We start from the raw sequence: 15,315 nt of genomic DNA on the forward strand, positions 1-15,315 counted from the left end.
GAGATGAATCGCCCCACCCCCCGCAAGCCCGCCAGCTCCCGCGGCCAGACGCCCCGTCCGCGCCGGCTCGCCGGCCGGCCGGGCACCGCCCGGCCGGCCTCGCCCGACGAGAAGGTCGACGAGCACCTCGACGACGAGATCGACGAGCAGGCCGACGAGCACCTCGACGAGATCGACGAGCAGGCCGAAGGCTCGGCGGCCCCCGGAGGCCGTGGCCCCGGCCTGTTGGCCCGCCCGCGCACGACCCGGGTGCTGATCACGGTGCTCGCCCTGGTCACGCTCGCGCTGGTCGCCGAGTTCGCCCTGCTCCTGGTCGACCGCTTCGGCGACGACGAGCCGTCCACGCGGGTCAGCGACGCCGGCGGCCTGAGCGTCCCGAAGGGACGACCGGTGGTGATCCCCGCGCTCCAGTGGCGCGACGGCGTCGAGGCCGCGGCGAAGGCGGCCCAGGAGCTGGTCTCGGTCGACTACAGCAAGTACGACGAGGAGGTCGCCCGCGCCGTCGAGCTCACGACCGACCGCTACGAGCAGGACTATCTCAAGACGATCGGCGACGTGAAGGAGCAGGGCATCGCCCAGGAGCTCAAGGTCCAGGCCAGCGTCGTCGCCCAGGGTGTCGTCCGCGCCAACCGGACCCGGCTCGAGGCGCTGGTCTTCCTCAACCAGGTCGTGGAGCGCAAGCGCGACGGCGAGAAGGAGACCGTCGTGACGCCCTACCGGGTGCTGGTCACGATGGTGAACACCGACCACGGCTGGCTGGTCGACCGGCTCGACACCGACGACCCGTCGGCCACGCCGAGCCCGGAGGCGCCGAGCCCGGGGCCGACAGAGCAAGACAAGACCGAATAGTCGTGTCTCCCACGCCCCCGCCTGCTACGCGACGTTTCCGACTCGATCTGGCTGCGTTGGCGTCGCTCGACGTGCGATCCAGCACGCCGTCGCTCCGCCGCCTTGCCAGATCGGCCGGAAACGCCGCTCGCTACGACGGCGACGTGCGAGACACGACTAGCTAGAACACGTTACAGTTCCGTCGTGGCCACCCCAGGAGAGAGCATCGTCGACTGTGATCTGGCCGTGGTGGGCGCGGGCCCGACCGGTCTGTTCGCCACCTACTATGCCGGATTCCGCGGGATGCGGGTAGCACTGATCGACTCGCTGCCCGAGCTCGGCGGCCAGATCACCGCCATGTACCCCGAGAAGGCGATCCTCGACGTCGCCGGGTTCCCGAGCGTCAAAGGCCGTGACCTGGTCGAGGGTCTGGCCGCTCAGGCGCTCAGTGCCAAGCCCGAGCAGCTGCTCGGCCGCACCGCCACCGATCTCGCGGTCGACGACGACGGTCTCACGCTCCGGCTCGACGACGGCACCGACGTCCGGGCCAAGGCGCTGGTCATCACCGCCGGCATCGGGAAGTTCAGTCCGCGCCCGCTGCCCGCGGCGCAGGGCTGGGTCGGCCGCGGCGTGGAGTTCTTCGTCCCCGGGTTCGAGGCCTACCGCGACCAGGACGTGGTCATCGTCGGCGGCGGCGACAGCGCGTTCGACTGGGCCGTGCACCTGGAGCCGGTCGCCCGCTCGGTGACGCTCGTGCACCGGCGCGACGCGTTCCGGGCCCACCAGCGCACCGTCGAGCAGGTCCAGGCGTCCTCGGTCAGGATCGTCACCAGGGCCGAGGTCGCCGCACTCCGCGATGCCGATGGCGGGAGCGCCGGCCCGCTCGCCGAGGTCGAGCTGACGGTCGACGGCGAGTCGCACCGGCTGCCGGCCCAGGCCGTGGTCGCCGCGCTCGGCTTCATCGCCGACCTCGGTCCGCTGCAGCAGTGGGGACTGGAGACCCACCGCCGCCACATCGTCGTCGACCCGTCGATGCGGACCACCCTCCCGCGCGTGTTCGCCGCGGGCGACATCACCGAGTACACCGGCAAGGTCCGGCTGATCGCGGTCGGTTTCGGCGAGGCGGCGACGGCCGTCAACAACGCGGCCGTGGTGATCGACCCGACCGCCCACGTGTTCCCCGGACACTCCTCGGAAGGGAGCTGAGCATGAGCGCTGGCCGCGATCAGGTCAAGCTGACCGAGGAGGAGGTCCAGGGTCTGCTCCAGGAGAACCTCAAGGTCCAGGTGGCGGCCAACGGCCGCGACGGGTTCCCGCATCTGACCACCCTCTTCTACGACGTGCTGGACGGCCGGATCGCGTTCTGGACCTACGGCCGCAGCCAGAAGATCCTCAACCTCGAGCGGGACCCGCGGGTGAGCGCGCTCGTCGAGGACGGCACCGACTACTTCGAGTTGCGCGGCGTCTCCATCGAGGGCCGGGCCGAGATCGTGCGCGAGCACGACCGGATCCTCGAGATCGGCAAGGCCGTGTCCGTGCGGATGTTCGGCGTCGACTCGTTCGAGGCGCTCGGCGAGATCGGCGCTCAGACGGTCGAGAAGCAGGCGACCAAGCGGGTCGGCGTGATCGTCCACCCCGATCGCGTGGCGTCCTGGGACCACCGGAAGATGACGTGAAAGGCAGCATGTCCATGAAGATCAAGGTCGACTTCGACCTGTGCGAGTCCAACGGCCTGTGCGAGGCGATGGCCCCCGAGGTGTTCGAGCTGGACGACGACGACTTCCTCCAGCTGCACACCGAGCACACGACCGACGAGAACATCGAGAACGTCAAGCGTGCCGTCGCGGCCTGCCCGCGCGCCGCCATCACGCTGGTGGAGGAGTGAGCATGGAGGCGACGACGTCGCTGGACGGCAAGGTCGCGATCGTCACCGGCGCCGGTGCGGGTCTGGGGCGCGCAGAGGCGGTCGCTCTGGCGCGTGCCGGTGCCCGGGTCGTCCTCAACGACCTGCCGGGTGCCGGGGACGAGGCGGCCGAGGAGATCCGCTCCTTCGGGGGAGAGGCGGTCGTCGTACCCGGTGACGTGAGCGAGCGCGCCACCGCCGACGCCATGGTCGCGGCCGCGATCGAGCTCGGTGGTCTCGACATCGTGGTCAACAACGCCGGCATGACCCGCGACCGGATGCTCTTCAACCTCGGCGACGACGAGTGGGACGCGGTCATCGCGGTCCACCTGCGCGGCCACTTCCTGCTCTCCCGCAATGCCGCGGCCTACTGGCGCGGCAAGGCCAAGGAGAGCGAGTCGGGCACCGTCTACGGCAGCATCGTCAACACCGCGTCCGAGGCGTTCCTCGGCGGATCGCCGGGGCAGGCCAACTACGCCGCCGCCAAGGCCGGCATCGCCGCGCTCACGCTGTCGACGGCCCGCGGGCTGTCGCGCATCGGCGTGCGGGCCAACGCGATCTGCCCCCGTGCCCGGACGGCGATGACCGCCGAGGTGTTCGGCGAGGACGCCTCCGGCAAGGCGGTCGACCCCTATTCGGCCGACCATGTCGCGCCGCTCGTCGTCTACCTGGCCTCGCCCGCCGCGGCGCGGATCACCGGCCAGGTCTTCGTCGTGTACGGCGGGATGGTGGCCCTCGTCGCCGCGCCGGTCGTGGAGCAGCGCTTCGACGCCGCCGGCGACCTGTGGACCGGCGACGACCTCGACAAGCAGCTCGGCGGCTTCTTCGCCGACCGCGACCCGAACGTCGGCTTCGCCGCCGACTCGATCATGAGGCTGAGTGTGTGATGGGACGACTCGACAACAAGACCGCGATCGTCACCGGCGGCGCGATGGGCCAGGGCGCGGAGATCGCCCGGGCCTATGTCGCCGAGGGGGCGAGGGTCGTGATCGCCGACGTCGCCAAGGAGCAGGGCCAGTCGCTGGCCGACGAGCTCGGCGGCGCCGCACACTTCGCGCACCACGACGTGAGCGACGCCGGCTCCTGGGCGAGCGTCGTCGACGACGCGAACGCCCGCTTCGGACCGGTCGACGTGCTCGCCAACAACGCCGGCATCCTGCGCTTCGGCGACATCGAGCGGATGCCCGCCGAGGAGGTCGAGCTGCTGTGGCGGGTCAACCAGCTCGGCTGCTTCCTCGGGATGCAGGCGGTCACCCGCACGATGCGCAAGAACGGCGGCGGCTCGATCATCAACGCCTCGTCGGTCGAGGGCCTGGCCGGCATGCCGTCGTGCACGGCGTACGCCGCCACCAAGTGGGCGATCCGCGGCATGACCAAGTGTGCGGCCATGGAGCTCGGTCCCAAGGGCATCCGGGTCAACTCGGTGCACCCCGGGATGATCGACACCCCGATGACGCGGGTCCACGGCGGCGACGCCGCGATGGAGTACGGCGCCAGCAAGGTGCCGCTGCGCCGGGTGGGCACGCCCGGCGACATCGCGCCGGTCTACGTCTTCCTGGCCAGCGACGAGTCGTCGTACATCAACGGTGCCGAGATCGCCGTGGACGGCGGCGTGACCAGCACGCACGCCTTCGGGGCCTGAGTCTTGTCAATCCCTCAGGATCAGGCCGACCGCGGTCTCCATGTGCGCCGCGGTCTCCGCGGCGGTGGAGCGCCCGGTCACCCACGCCACCAGCGCGGAGAGCCACACGTCGCCGATGACGCGCGCGATGGCGACGTCCTCGTCGGTCAGCGCGCCCTCGTCGGGGACGCCGCCGTGCATCGCGTGGGTGACGATCGAGGTCATCGCCATGCCGACGACGTGGATCTCGTTAGTCACGCTGCTGTCGGCGAACATGAAGGCGCGGGTGAGTGCCTCGGTGAGCTTCGGGTCGCCCTGCATGCCGCGGGCCATCCGCTTGAGGACGTACAGCACCCGCTCGGCCTGCGTGTCGCCCGGGATCTCGCGCTCACCGAGACGGGCCGAGGCCTCGTCGAACTGGCGGCCGAGGGCGGAGACGAGCAGGTGGATCTTCGAGGGGAAGTACCGGTAGAGCGTGCCGAGGGCCACGTCGGCCCGCTCGGCTACCGCGCGCATCTGGACGGCGTCGAAGCCGCCCGACTTGGCCAGGTCGTAGGTCGCGTCGAGGATTCGCTTGCGGCGCTCCCGCTGTGCGGCCGATCCGAGATCGTCGGACGTGGACGGGTTCGCGATGGTCACGAGAGGTCCCCCTGCGGTGCTGTGAAGAGTCGGGTCGATATGGACCCAGTGGATAGGCTACCGGCAAGTAGCGCATAATTTGGAACACGTTCCACTACGTTTTCGTTTCGGACTGCTCCCCGGGAGCAAGGCCTTGGGGAGAGTTACCTGTGCGGATCGCGATGCTGTCCTATCGCAGCAAGACCCACGTCGGTGGGCAGGGCGTCTACCTGCGTCACCTGAGCCGTGAGCTCACCCGGCTGGGACACACCGTCGAGGTGTTCTCGGGTCAGCCCTATCCGACACTCGACGAGGGCGTCGCGCTGACGAAGGTCCCCAGTCTCGATCTCTACCGCGAGCCCGACCCGTTCCGGGTGCCCAGGCTGCGCGAGTTCCGCGACCTGATCGACGTCCAGGAGTTCGCGATCATGTGCCTGGCCGGCTTCCCCGAGCCGCGCACGTTCTCGCGCCGGATCGTGAAGGTGCTCGCGGAGCGCCGGGGCGACTTCGATGTCGTGCACGACAACCAGGTCCTCGGACACGGCATGCTCGACGTCGAGGACGCCGTGGGCGCCCCGATGCTGACCACGATCCACCACCCGATCACCTTCGACCGGCGCATCGACCTCGCGCAGACCCGCAACCCGTGGCGCAAGCTCACCCTGCGGCGCTGGTACGGCTTCCTGCGCATGCAGGCCCACATCGCGCGCCGGGCCCGCTGGATCCTCACGCCCTCGGAGGCGTCCAAGCGCGACATCGCCCGCGACTTCGCGGTCGACCCGGCCAAGATGCAGGTCATCCTGCTCGGCGTCGACGACAACTTCGTGCCCCCCAGTGAGCCTCGTGTGCCGGGCCGGATCATGGCGATGGCGAGTGCGGACGCCCCGATGAAGGGGGTCGCGACGCTGCTCGAGGCGTTCGCCAAGCTGCGCACCGAGCGCGCCGTGGAGCTGGTCCTGGTGACCCGCCCCGCTCCCGGTGGCCGCACCGAGAAGCTGATCGAGAAGCTCGGCATCGGCGACGCCGTCCGGTTCGCCCACGGGCTGAGCGACGACGAGCTGGTCGAGCTGATGGGCTCGGCCGAGGTCGCGTGCGTCCCGTCCCTCTACGAGGGCTTCTCGCTGCCGACCGCGGAGATGATGGCCTGCGCGACGCCGCTCGTCGTCTCGCGGGCCGGCGCCATCCCCGAGGTCGTCGGTGCGGACGGCGAGTGCGCCGACCTGGTCGCCCCCGGCGATGTCGGCGAGCTGCTGCACGCGTTGGAGCGGATGCTCGACGACCCCGAGCGCCGCGCGCGGATGGGTGCGGCGGGCCGTCGGCGGGTCGAGGAGCAGTTCAGCTGGAAGGCCGTGGCCGTCAAGGTCGCCGCAGCGTACGACAAGGTCATCGCGGACTACGCCGCCGAGACCGCGGAGAAGGGGAACTGAGGATGCTGACCGTTGACTTCGACCGTCTCGGCCTGCGTGCCGGCGACCGCGTCCTCGACATGGGCGCCGGTGCCGGGCGGCACAGCTTCGAGATGTACCGCCGCGGCGCGGACGTGATCGCCTTCGACCTCGACGCCGAGGAGCTCGAGGGGGTCCGCGACCTGTTCGTCGCGATGAAGGAGGCCGGTGAGGTGCCCGCGGGCGCGGAGGCCGACGTCAAGCAGGGCGACGCGCTCGCCCTGCCCTTCGCCGACGGCGAGTTCGACCGGATCGTGTGCTCCGAGGTGCTCGAGCACATCCACGACGACGTCGCCGCGATCCGTGAGCTGATCCGGGTGCTGCGTCCGGGCGGCACCCTCGCGGTGACCGTGCCCCGTTGGCTGCCGGAGGTCGTCAACTGGAGCCTCTCGGCCGACTACCACAACGCCGAGGGCGGCCACATCAGGATCTACACCGATCACGAGCTGATCGACAAGGTCACCAAGGGCGGCCGGCCCAACGACGGTACGCCGGGTGAGGCGATGCTCTTCGAGGGCAAGAGCTACACCCACGGGCTGCACGCGCCGTACTGGTGGATCAAGTGCGCCGTCGGGGTCGAGAACGACACCCACCCACTCGCGAAGGCGTACCACAAGCTCCTGGTCTGGGAGATCATGAAGCAGCCCAAGGCGCTCCAACTCGCCGGCAAGGTCCTCGACCCGATGATCGGCAAGTCGATGGTCCTCTACTTCCGCAAGCCGGACCACGCATGACGGCGGTCCCCGAGGTCGCGCTCGCGCGGCTGCCGTACCTCGACGGCGTCCTCACGGCCCAGCAGGTCGCCGACACCGCAGCAGCCATCGCGGCGATGCAGGAGCCGTGGGGCGCCGTACCGTGGACCACCGGCGAGCACGTCGACATCTGGAACCACGTCGAGGCCGCCATGGCGATGCTCGTCGGCGGCCAGGTCGAGGCGGCCGAGCGCGCCTACGCCTGGGTGCCCACGATGCAGCGGGCCGACGGCTCCTGGCCGATGAAGATCGTCGGCGGCAGGCCCGCGGACGAGCGCGGCGAGGTCAACATGTCGGCGTACTTCGCGGTGGGCCTGTGGCACCACTGGCTGGTGCGCCGCGACATCCGCTTCGTCGAGCGCTACTGGCCCTCGGTGCGTGCCGGCCTCGACTTCGTCGTGTCCCTGCAGGACCCGTTCGGCGGCATCCGCTGGACGCCCGAGGACGACTTCTGCCTGCTCACCGGCAACTCCTCGATCTATCACTCGCTGCGTGCCGGCGTCGCGCTCGCGGACCTGATGGACGACCCGCAGCCCGAGTGGGAGCTCGCCGGCGGCCGGCTCGGTCATGCGGTGCGCACCCACGCCGACCGGTTCGCGGACAAGTCCACCTACTCGATGGACTGGTACTACCCGGTGCTCGGCGGCCCGGTCCGCGGCGATGCCGCGCGGGCGCTCCTGGCGCGCCGGTGGGACGACTTCGTCGTGCCCGGCCTCGGCATCCACTGCGTCGACACGAACCCGTGGGTGACCGGTGCGGAGACCTGCGAGCTCGCGATGGCCCTCGACGTCATCGGCGACCCGGAGTCGAGCCACCGGGCGCTGCGGCTCGTCGCCGACATGCAGCACCTGCGCGAGTCCGACGGTCGCTACTGGACGGGCTGGGTCTACGCCGACCCGAACCGCCCGGCGCCCGAGGGCGAGCCGCGCGACGTGCACTGGCCCCACGAGCACACGACGTACACCGCCGCCGCGGTCGTCCTCGCGGTCGACGCGCTCGGTGAGTCCTTCGGGCACGCGACCCCGGGCTCGGGGATCATGCGCGGCACGTCGGTGGCACCGCACTTCGAGGAGATCGCGCTCGAGTGCGAGTGCGCCTCACAGCGGGTCGCCCGCTGAGCCTCGCGTCCGCCGCAGGACCCGGAGCGAGCCCGTGTGGGCCACCTCGCTGAAGGAGCCGGACGCGAGAGCGGGCAGGTAGATCAGCTCGTAGGGCGGCCGCCCGCCGTCCGCGGGGTCCGGGAAGACGTCGTGGATGGCGAGGTAGCCGCCGGCCTGCACCCAGTGGGCCCACCCCCGGAAGTCGGCGCGTGCCGGCTCCTCGCCGTGGCCGCCGTCGATGAACAGCAGGGAGAGCGGCGTGCGCCAGTGGGCGGCGACGGTCGTGGACTGGCCGACGACCGCGATCACGTGCTCTTCGAGGCGGGCCCGGGCGATGTTCTTGCGGAACCGGCCCAGTGTGTCCATCAGGCCGAACTCGGGGTCGACGACGCTGGCGTCGTGGTGCTCCCATCCGGCCTGGTTCTCCTCGGAGCCGCGGTGGTGGTCGACGGTGAACACGACGGCGGTCGTCCCGGTCGCGCCGGACACCCGCTGCGCGGCCGCGCCGAGATAGATCCCCGACTTGCCGCAGTAGGTGCCGACCTCCAGGCCCGGTCCGTGGGGGAGCCGTTCGAGCGCGATCCGGAAGAGCAGGTCACCCTCGTCGGCGGGCATGAAGCCCTGCGCCGCGCGGGCGAGGTCCAGCAGGTCGGACGGCATCGGGGCCGGGACGGTGTCAGGCACCCCGCCACTCTAGTAGAGTTAGAACGCGTTCTAGTTTCGTACGGCAGGAGAGCATCAAATGTCGATCGGCATCACCGACGAGCAGGTCGAGCTCGCCGACAGCCTGCGCAAGTGGGCCGCGAGCCTGTCCCCGCTGGCGGCGGTGCGGGCCGCCGAGGGCGAGGCGGACGCGGACTTCGCCGCGGCCTGGTCGGCCGCCGAGGAGATGGGCGTCGCGGCGATCGCGGTCCCCGAGTCCGCGGGCGGCGGGGGCGGCACCCTGCTCGACCAGGCGGTCGCGCTCGAGGCGTGCGCCCACGAGCTGGTGCCCGGAGGGCTCCTCGGCGCCACGATCGGGGCCCTGCTGACCGGCCGCCCGGGCCGGTACGGCGTGCAGGTGCATCCCGCCGGTGCCGTGTGGGACGGCGGTGCGGCCGATGAGCTGCTCCTGCTCGACGCCGGGGATGGCGCCGGCGTCGACCCGCAGCGGGGCATCGATCTCAGCGCGAGGCACGCCCGCGTCACCGCGGCGACCGCGGGCGCGCCCGACGACCTGCGGCGCCGTCTCGCGGTCACCCTCGCCGCCTCCGAGGCCGCGGGCGTCACCCGCTGGTGCCTGGAGACCGCGGTCGACTATGCCAAGGTCCGCGAGCAGTTCGGCCAGCGGATCGGGGCCTTCCAGGCCATCAAGCACCTGTGCGCCCGGATGCTCGAGACGGCCGAGGCGGTGACCGCGGCCGCATGGGATGCCGCGGCGGCGGCGCCGGTGCCGGACGCGGGGACGGGGGACGAGGCCCAGTGGGCCTTCGCCGTCGACGTCGCGCAGGCGATCTGCTTCGATGGCGCCGTCGAGGTCGCGAAGGCGTGCATCCAGGTGCTCGGCGGGATCGGGTTCACCCACGAGCACGACGCCCACCTCTACCTCCGCCGCGCGCTGACCCTGCGCGCGCTCGTAGGCCCCTCCGAAGCGGCGGCCGAGCGGATCACCGCCGCGGCCGTGTCCGGCGTACGCCGCCGGGTCGACGTCGACCTCGAGGGCCGCGACGCCGCGGTCCGGCCCGAGGCCCGCGCCACCGCCGAGCGGATCGGAGCGCTGCCGGCCACCGAGCAGCGCGCGGCGCTGGTCGATGCCGGCTACCTGACTCCACACTGGCCGGCGCCCTACGGCCTGGGCGCCGACCCGACCCTGCAGATCGTCATCGACCAGGAGTTCGCCCGCGCCGGGGTCTCTCGCCCCGACCTGGTGATCGCGGGCTGGGCGGTCCCCACGATCCTCGCCCACGGCACCGACGCGCAGCGCGAGCGCTACGTGCGCCCGTCGCTGCTGGGCGAGCTCACCTGGTGCCAGCTTTTCTCCGAGCCCGGCTCCGGGTCCGACCTCGCCTCGCTGCGCACCCGCGCCACCCGGGTCGAGGGCGGCTGGTCGCTGACCGGGCAGAAGGTCTGGACCTCGGTGGCCGAGCGGGCCGACTGGGGGATCTGCCTGGCGCGCACCGACGCCGACGTCCCGCAGCACAAGGGCATCACCTACTTCCTCGTCGACATGCGCGCGGCGGGCATCGAGGTGCGCCCGCTGCGCGAGATCACCGGTGAGGCGCTGTTCAACGAGGTGTTCCTCGACGACGTCTTCGTCCCCGACGAGTGCGTCGTCGCCGAGCCCGGCGACGGCTGGCGACTGGCCCGCACCACCCTCGCCAACGAGCGCGTCGCGATGGCGAGCGCCCGGCTGACCAAGAGTGTCGAGCGGGCCGTCGAGCTCGCCGTCACCCGGGAGCTCGGGCCGGTCGAGCGGGTCGCGGTGGGGCACCAGGTCGCCCTCGCCACGGTGTGCGCCCTGCTCGGGGTCCGCACCACCCTGCGAGCCCTCGGCGGCCACGGCCCCGGCGCCGAGTCGAGCGTGGCGAAGCTCCTCGGCGTCCGCAGTCGCCAGGACTCCTCCGAGCTCGTGGTGCGGCTCCAGGGCGACGACCTCGCGCTGCTCGGCGCGATCGGCAAGGAGTCCGGCGATCCGCTGGCCGCCGACGTCTGGGAGCAGCTCAACACCCGCTGCCTCTCCATCGCCGGGGGGACCACGCAGATCCTGCGCAATGTCGTCGCCGAGCGGATCCTCGGCCTGCCGCGCTAGGTGCGGTCCGAGGTCGGGTACCTCGGCCTGCCGTCGAGCGCGCGGAGGGTGGCCTGGATTCGCTCGACCCGCTGATCGGCCTGGTCGAGTCGTCGGTAGTACTCGGCGAGGCGGCGCTCGCTCTCGAGAACGGCCGACAATGCTCGGGAACGATCGTCGAGGAGGCTGCTGTGCTCGAGCTGGATCTTGCTGCGATCGAGAAAGGCTGCCCGTCGCTCGTCGTAGAGCGCCTCGACCTCGTCGGCATCCATCGTCAGACCGCCGGCGGCAGACGCTTCAGGATCTCGGCGAGCTGTCGGCCATGCTCGATGAGGGTCTCATCGATCGTGGTGACCTTGTTCTCGATCGTGGTGACCTTGTTCTCGATCGTGGTGACCTTGTTCTCGATCGTGGTGACCTTGTTCTCGATCGTGGTGACCTTGTTCTCGATCGTCGTGACCTTGTCTTCGATTACGGCGATCCTGCGGTTCTGATCGGTCAGCAGGCCGTAGAGCGCGACGACGTCATTGGTGTTGCGCTCGACGCTGAGCTCGAGGTCGGGGTTGGGTGCGGGCATCGTTCCTCCGAGGGGTACGGGGTGCTGTGACCCTACGACGACTCGCCACCCCGATCCAGCGAGCCGGCGGCGCCTGTGGACAACCGCGCGCGCCGCCAGCCGTTCCAGTGCCAGTGCAGGAACCGGTCGGTGGCCCGGACCAGGTGCTGGGACCGGATCGACGGGAAGACGTCGAAGGCGTGCTGGGCGCCCGGCAGCTCGGCGTAGGTCACCGTGCGCGTCGAGGTCGCACGCAGTGCCGCGACGAAGGCCCGCGCCTGTCCCGGGTCGACCAGCGTGTCCTGCGACCCGTGGACGACGAAGAAGTCGGGCGCCTCGGGGGTGACCCGCAGCAGCGGGCTGGCCTCCTCGAAGACGGCGCGCTCCGCGCGCGGGGACCGCTTGAACACGATCGGAGCGAGGAACCGGTCCCGCATCAGCTCGGCGCTGCGCAGTCCGCTCGCGCCGGCGAGGTCGTAGACGCCGTAGTAGGGGACGGCCGCCTGCACGCTGGTGTCGGCGGACTCGAAGCCGGGCTGGAACTCCGGGGCGTTCGGCGTCACGGCCGCGAGCGCGGTGAGGTGCCCGCCGGCCGAGCCGCCGGTGATCGCGATGTAGTCGGGGTCGCCGCCGTACTCGGCGATGTGCGCCTTGATCCACGCGATCGCGGCCTTGACGTCGATGATCTGCGCCGGCCACGGGTCGCGGGGCGCGAGCCGGTAGTTGATCGCGACGCAGACCCAGCCCTTGGCGGCCAGGTGCTGCATGAGGGGCAGGCCCTGCTGGTCCTTGTTGCCGATCGTCCAGCCGCCGCCGTGCACCTGGAGCAGCACGGGCGCGCCGCCGGCGGGAGTGACCTCGGAGGTGTAGACGTCGAGCAGGCCCCGGCGCCCGTACGGCGCGAACGGGATGTTCCGGTGCACCTCGACCCCGGCCCTGCGGGCCGCGGCGCGGAAGGCGAACGGGTTGGCGACCCGGCGCCACGGTGTGGCCAGCTCGGCCGGGGTGGGCTTCGCGTCGAGCTGCTCGACGTAGTCCACGCCCAGTCCCTCCACCAGGGCGTCCTCGGCATCGGTGACGGCCTGCCGACTCTGCCGGATCAGGTGGACCAGCCCAGCGCTGGTCAGGCCGGCCAGTGCGAGTCCGCGCCAGTCGCGCCGCGAGCCGGTGGCGTGGGCCGCGGCGTCGGCCGCCGTGAGTCCCAGGAGGTGGGGCGCCAGCTCGCCGGTGATCCAGCCGGCGAAGAAGGCGGGGATCCCGGCCCGGAACCCGGGGAGCGGGCGGATGGCGTTGGCGGTCAGCGCCGCCGTGACGAGCTGGCGGCGTACGAATCCCATGACGCGAGAGTATCCGGATCGTTGTGAGAAACTGGTACTCGTTCTAGTTTTCCATGGGGGTTGGCGGATGGATCGGCTGTCGGGACTGGACGCGAGCTTCCTCTACCTGGAGACGCCCGCCCAGCTGATGCACGTGTGCGCGGTCATGGTGCTCGACCCGGCCACGATGACCGCGCCGTACTCCTTCGCCGCGATGCAGCGTGAGATCGACCTCCGGGTGCGTGACGTGCCGGGCTTCACGCGCAAGGTCCGCGGCGTGCCGCTCGGTCTCGACCACCCGGTGTGGGTGCGCGACAAGGACTTCGACATCGAGCGTCACGTGCACCGTCTGGCGCTGCCCACGCCCGGCGGGTACGCCGAGCTGATGGACCTGTGCGCCCATCTCGCGTCGCTGCCGCTCGACCGCTCGCGCCCGCTGTGGGAGATGTGGGTGATCGAGGGCTATCGGCCGGAGGGGAGCGACGACGAGAAGGTCGTCGTGTTCGCGAAGATGCACCACGCGACCGTGGACGGCGTCTCCGGCTCGAACCTGATCTCGCACCTGTGCTCCCTCGAGCCCGACGCGCCGCCGCTGGTCCCCGAGAACGCGCCGCACCCACGGGACCCGGGGCGTGGCGAGCTGCTGGGCCGGGCCGTCATCGGCACCGCCACCCGCCCGGTGACCCTGGTCAAGGTGCTCAAGCCCTCCGCGCAGCTGGTCACCCGCAGCATCGGCCGCGCCCGGCAGGGCACCGCCATGGCCGCGCCGTTCTCCGCGCCGCGCACCTCCTTCAACGGCACCATCACCTCGCACCGGTCGATCGCGGTGGTCGACCTCGACCTCGAGGAGATCCGCCGGATCAAGAAGGTCACCGGCACGACGGTCAACGACGTCGTGCTCGCCGTCTCCGGGGGCGCGCTGCGGGCCTACCTCGCCGAACGTGACGAGCTGCCCGAGTCCTCGCTGCTGGCCACGGTCCCCGTGAGCGTGCGCGACAGCTCGCGGCGCGCGACGGGCGCCAACAAGGTCTCCGCGCTGTTCACCAAGTTGGGCACCGACATCGAGGACCCACTGGAGCGGCTGCGGATGCTCGCCGAGCGCAACCAGCACGCCAAGGAGCACCACAACGCGATCAGCGCCGACGCCCTGCAGGACTGGGCGGAGTTCGCCGCGCCGCGGACCTTCGGTCTCGCGGTGCGCGCCTATGCCAACCTGCGCCTGGCCGAGCGACACCCGGTCGTGCACAACCTGGTGATCTCCAACGTGCCCGGACCGCCGATCCCGCTCTACTTCATGGGCGCCCGGATCGACGCCCTCTGCCCGCTGGGGCCGGTCTTCCACGGCGCCGGGCTCAACGTCACCGTGATGTCCAACGCGGGGCAGATGCACGTCGGCGCGATCGCGTGCCGCGAGTCGATGCCCGACACCGACGCGCTGGTCCGCCACTTCCCGGCCGAGCTCGAGCGGCTCAGCGCGGCGGTGGAGCATCTCGGCGGAAGTCCCGGCGCCGCGCGTTGACGGTCGCGGCGGCCTCGACGAAGCGCGGCACGAACCTCTCGGCGCCGAGGACGCACCCCGCGTGCCCGTCGTCGACCTCGTGCACGGTCGCGCCGGGGATCGCCCGGGCCAGCGCGAGCTGCCGCGAGGTCGGGATCACCCGGTCGCGCATCATCGCGACCACCGCGGTCGGTACGTCGATCCGGCCGAGCCAGGGCCGCGAGTGGTGCTGTCCCAGGGCGGCCAGTGCCTGCCCGACCGCCCAGGGGCTGGTCGAGCGGAACTCCCGCAGTGCCCACGCGTGCAGGTCCGAGGGCTCGAGGTCGACTCCGCGGGCCGCGGCCCGGGCGGCCCGGAGCGCGGTGCGGGACCGCGACACGCCGCGCAGCGCGAGCATCGTGGTGCCCATCCCGAGGAAGAAGCCGCGCTCGGCCGGGGTGAGCTGGAACCGGTCGGTCGTGGCGCCCAGCACCAGGCCGCGCACCTTCTCGGGGTGCTGGCGCCAGACCCGCTGGGCGACGATCGAGCCCATCGAGTAGCCGCCGACGATCACGTCCGGCAGATCGAGGACCTCGATCAGCGCGGCCACGTCGTCGGCGCAGTCGACGAGGCGGAACTCGGCGCTCTGGATGCCGCGACCGTGCCAGCGCTGGTCGAGCGTGACCACCCGGAAGCGCTCGGACAGTGGCGCGATCGCCGGGAACCAGGTGAGCAGCCCCGTCGTGCCCAGTGCGTGCAGCAGCACGATCGTGGGGGAGGTGAGGTGGGGTCCGGGCGTGTCGGTCACGAAGGTCGCGCCGCCCCGGCCCGGCAGCTCCACCATCCGTCCCGGAGGGATCGAGGTCGGCGGCAGCCGGACGCGGTGGCGTGCGACGTCGACGAGTGAGACGGCCCCCATGCGGACAACACTA

17 protein-coding genes are annotated in these 15,315 nt (G+C 71.6%); 11 read left to right on the plus strand and 6 right to left on the minus strand.

The features are described from left to right. Window positions 1-3: 3 nt before the first annotated feature. The 6 genes from RB608_RS23245 (at window position 4) to RB608_RS23270 (ending at window position 4,373) form a co-directional block, all read left to right on the plus strand. Window positions 4-849: a hypothetical protein gene (locus tag RB608_RS23245; protein ID WP_308090450.1), complete on the plus strand. Its 846-nt coding sequence runs from the start codon at window positions 4-6 to the stop codon at window positions 847-849. Between the two features lie 183 nt (window positions 850-1,032). After that, window positions 1,033-2,034: an NAD(P)/FAD-dependent oxidoreductase gene (locus tag RB608_RS23250; protein ID WP_308090451.1), complete on the plus strand. Its 1,002-nt coding sequence runs from the start codon at window positions 1,033-1,035 to the stop codon at window positions 2,032-2,034. 2 nt (window positions 2,035-2,036) lie between these two features. Beyond that, the gene (locus RB608_RS23255; protein WP_308090452.1) at window positions 2,037-2,504 is read left to right on the plus strand and encodes a pyridoxamine 5'-phosphate oxidase family protein; all 468 of its coding nucleotides are present in this window, start codon (window positions 2,037-2,039) and stop codon (window positions 2,502-2,504) included. Window positions 2,505-2,518: 14 nt separating this feature from the next. Beyond that, window positions 2,519-2,713, plus strand: coding sequence for a ferredoxin (locus RB608_RS23260; RefSeq protein ID WP_308090453.1), 195 nt, complete (start codon window positions 2,519-2,521; stop codon window positions 2,711-2,713). 2 nt (window positions 2,714-2,715) lie between these two features. Continuing rightward, the gene (locus RB608_RS23265) at window positions 2,716-3,618 is read left to right on the plus strand and encodes a 3-oxoacyl-ACP reductase (RefSeq protein ID WP_308090454.1); all 903 of its coding nucleotides are present in this window, start codon (window positions 2,716-2,718) and stop codon (window positions 3,616-3,618) included. Beyond that, window positions 3,618-4,373 (plus strand): glucose 1-dehydrogenase, encoded by a 756-nt coding sequence (locus RB608_RS23270; protein WP_308090511.1) that lies wholly within the window; start codon window positions 3,618-3,620, stop codon window positions 4,371-4,373. Before RB608_RS23265 ends, RB608_RS23270 begins: the two co-directional genes overlap by 1 nt. 6 nt (window positions 4,374-4,379) lie before the next feature. Here the strand turns inward: RB608_RS23270 and RB608_RS23275 are convergent, their stop codons facing one another. Next, window positions 4,380-4,991 carry a TetR family transcriptional regulator gene (locus RB608_RS23275; RefSeq protein WP_308090455.1) on the minus strand — a complete coding sequence of 204 codons (612 nt, stop codon included), beginning with the start codon at window positions 4,989-4,991 and terminating at the stop codon, window positions 4,380-4,382. 149 nt (window positions 4,992-5,140) lie between these two features. Between RB608_RS23275 and RB608_RS23280 the strand changes: the two genes are divergently transcribed. The 3 genes from RB608_RS23280 to RB608_RS23290 are packed head-to-tail and all read left to right on the plus strand — an operon-like array spanning window position 5,141 to window position 8,285. Beyond that, complete coding sequence (locus RB608_RS23280; RefSeq protein WP_308090456.1) at window positions 5,141-6,397, plus strand: glycosyltransferase family 4 protein; 1,257 nt, start codon at window positions 5,141-5,143, stop codon at window positions 6,395-6,397. Window positions 6,398-6,399: 2 nt separating this feature from the next. Next, window positions 6,400-7,149 (plus strand): class I SAM-dependent methyltransferase, encoded by a 750-nt coding sequence (locus RB608_RS23285; RefSeq protein WP_308090457.1) that lies wholly within the window; start codon window positions 6,400-6,402, stop codon window positions 7,147-7,149. Next, on the plus strand, window positions 7,146-8,285 hold the full coding sequence (locus RB608_RS23290; protein WP_308090458.1) for a prenyltransferase: 1,140 nt from the start codon (window positions 7,146-7,148) through the stop codon (window positions 8,283-8,285). Before RB608_RS23285 ends, RB608_RS23290 begins: the two co-directional genes overlap by 4 nt. Here RB608_RS23290 and RB608_RS23295 read toward each other — a convergent pair. Beyond that, window positions 8,265-8,951 (minus strand): class I SAM-dependent methyltransferase, encoded by a 687-nt coding sequence (locus RB608_RS23295; RefSeq protein ID WP_308090459.1) that lies wholly within the window; start codon window positions 8,949-8,951, stop codon window positions 8,265-8,267. The two genes, RB608_RS23290 and RB608_RS23295, sit on opposite strands and share 21 nt — an antisense overlap. Before the next feature lie 58 nt (window positions 8,952-9,009). On the opposite strand from RB608_RS23295, the gene RB608_RS23300 reads away from it, so the two are divergent. Continuing rightward, window positions 9,010-11,055 (plus strand): acyl-CoA dehydrogenase, encoded by a 2,046-nt coding sequence (locus RB608_RS23300; RefSeq protein ID WP_308090460.1) that lies wholly within the window; start codon window positions 9,010-9,012, stop codon window positions 11,053-11,055. On the opposite strand, the gene RB608_RS23305 is transcribed toward RB608_RS23300, so the two are convergent. The 3 genes from RB608_RS23305 to RB608_RS23315 are packed head-to-tail and all read right to left on the minus strand — an operon-like array spanning window position 11,052 to window position 12,927. Then, window positions 11,052-11,306, minus strand: a complete 255-nt coding sequence (locus RB608_RS23305; protein ID WP_308090461.1) for a hypothetical protein — start codon at window positions 11,304-11,306, stop codon at window positions 11,052-11,054. The genes RB608_RS23300 and RB608_RS23305 overlap by 4 nt on opposite strands. A gap of 2 nt (window positions 11,307-11,308) precedes the next feature. Further along, a complete protein-coding gene (locus tag RB608_RS23310) occupies window positions 11,309-11,611 on the minus strand; it encodes a hypothetical protein (protein ID WP_308090462.1) in 303 nt (100 codons plus the stop codon). 32 nt (window positions 11,612-11,643) lie between these two features. Next, window positions 11,644-12,927 (minus strand): alpha/beta hydrolase, encoded by a 1,284-nt coding sequence (locus RB608_RS23315; protein WP_308090463.1) that lies wholly within the window; start codon window positions 12,925-12,927, stop codon window positions 11,644-11,646. Window positions 12,928-12,994: 67 nt separating this feature from the next. Between RB608_RS23315 and RB608_RS23320 the strand changes: the two genes are divergently transcribed. Next, window positions 12,995-14,425 (plus strand): wax ester/triacylglycerol synthase family O-acyltransferase, encoded by a 1,431-nt coding sequence (locus RB608_RS23320; RefSeq protein WP_308090464.1) that lies wholly within the window; start codon window positions 12,995-12,997, stop codon window positions 14,423-14,425. Here the strand turns inward: RB608_RS23320 and RB608_RS23325 are convergent. After that, window positions 14,376-15,302 (minus strand): alpha/beta hydrolase, encoded by a 927-nt coding sequence (locus tag RB608_RS23325; protein WP_308090465.1) that lies wholly within the window; start codon window positions 15,300-15,302, stop codon window positions 14,376-14,378. The genes RB608_RS23320 and RB608_RS23325 overlap by 50 nt on opposite strands. Between the last annotated feature and the right edge of the window lie 13 nt (window positions 15,303-15,315).

Origin of the sequence: Nocardioides sp. LHD-245, from assembly GCF_030929495.1 — a bacterium.
Lineage (GTDB): Bacteria > Actinomycetota > Actinomycetes > Propionibacteriales > Nocardioidaceae > Nocardioides.

What these genes read in the sequence shown, in the direction of transcription:
- RB608_RS23245 (WP_308090450.1), top strand. Translation starts at nt 4, where the DNA reads ATGAATCGCCCCACCCCCCGCAAGCCCGCCAGCTCCCGCGGCCAGACG.
- RB608_RS23255 (WP_308090452.1), top strand. Translation starts at nt 2,037, where the DNA reads ATGAGCGCTGGCCGCGATCAGGTCAAGCTGACCGAGGAGGAGGTCCAG.
- RB608_RS23260 (WP_308090453.1), top strand. Translation starts at nt 2,519, where the DNA reads ATGAAGATCAAGGTCGACTTCGACCTGTGCGAGTCCAACGGCCTGTGC.
- RB608_RS23265 (WP_308090454.1), top strand. Translation starts at nt 2,716, where the DNA reads ATGGAGGCGACGACGTCGCTGGACGGCAAGGTCGCGATCGTCACCGGC.
- RB608_RS23270 (WP_308090511.1), top strand. Translation starts at nt 3,618, where the DNA reads ATGGGACGACTCGACAACAAGACCGCGATCGTCACCGGCGGCGCGATG.
- RB608_RS23285 (WP_308090457.1), top strand. Translation starts at nt 6,400, where the DNA reads ATGCTGACCGTTGACTTCGACCGTCTCGGCCTGCGTGCCGGCGACCGC.
- RB608_RS23290 (WP_308090458.1), top strand. Translation starts at nt 7,146, where the DNA reads ATGACGGCGGTCCCCGAGGTCGCGCTCGCGCGGCTGCCGTACCTCGAC.
- RB608_RS23300 (WP_308090460.1), top strand. Translation starts at nt 9,010, where the DNA reads ATGTCGATCGGCATCACCGACGAGCAGGTCGAGCTCGCCGACAGCCTG.
- RB608_RS23305 (WP_308090461.1), bottom strand. Translation starts at nt 11,306, where the DNA reads ATGGATGCCGACGAGGTCGAGGCGCTCTACGACGAGCGACGGGCAGCC.
- RB608_RS23310 (WP_308090462.1), bottom strand. Translation starts at nt 11,611, where the DNA reads ATGCCCGCACCCAACCCCGACCTCGAGCTCAGCGTCGAGCGCAACACC.
- RB608_RS23315 (WP_308090463.1), bottom strand. Translation starts at nt 12,927, where the DNA reads ATGGGATTCGTACGCCGCCAGCTCGTCACGGCGGCGCTGACCGCCAAC.
- RB608_RS23320 (WP_308090464.1), top strand. Translation starts at nt 12,995, where the DNA reads ATGGATCGGCTGTCGGGACTGGACGCGAGCTTCCTCTACCTGGAGACG.
- RB608_RS23325 (WP_308090465.1), bottom strand. Translation starts at nt 15,302, where the DNA reads ATGGGGGCCGTCTCACTCGTCGACGTCGCACGCCACCGCGTCCGGCTG.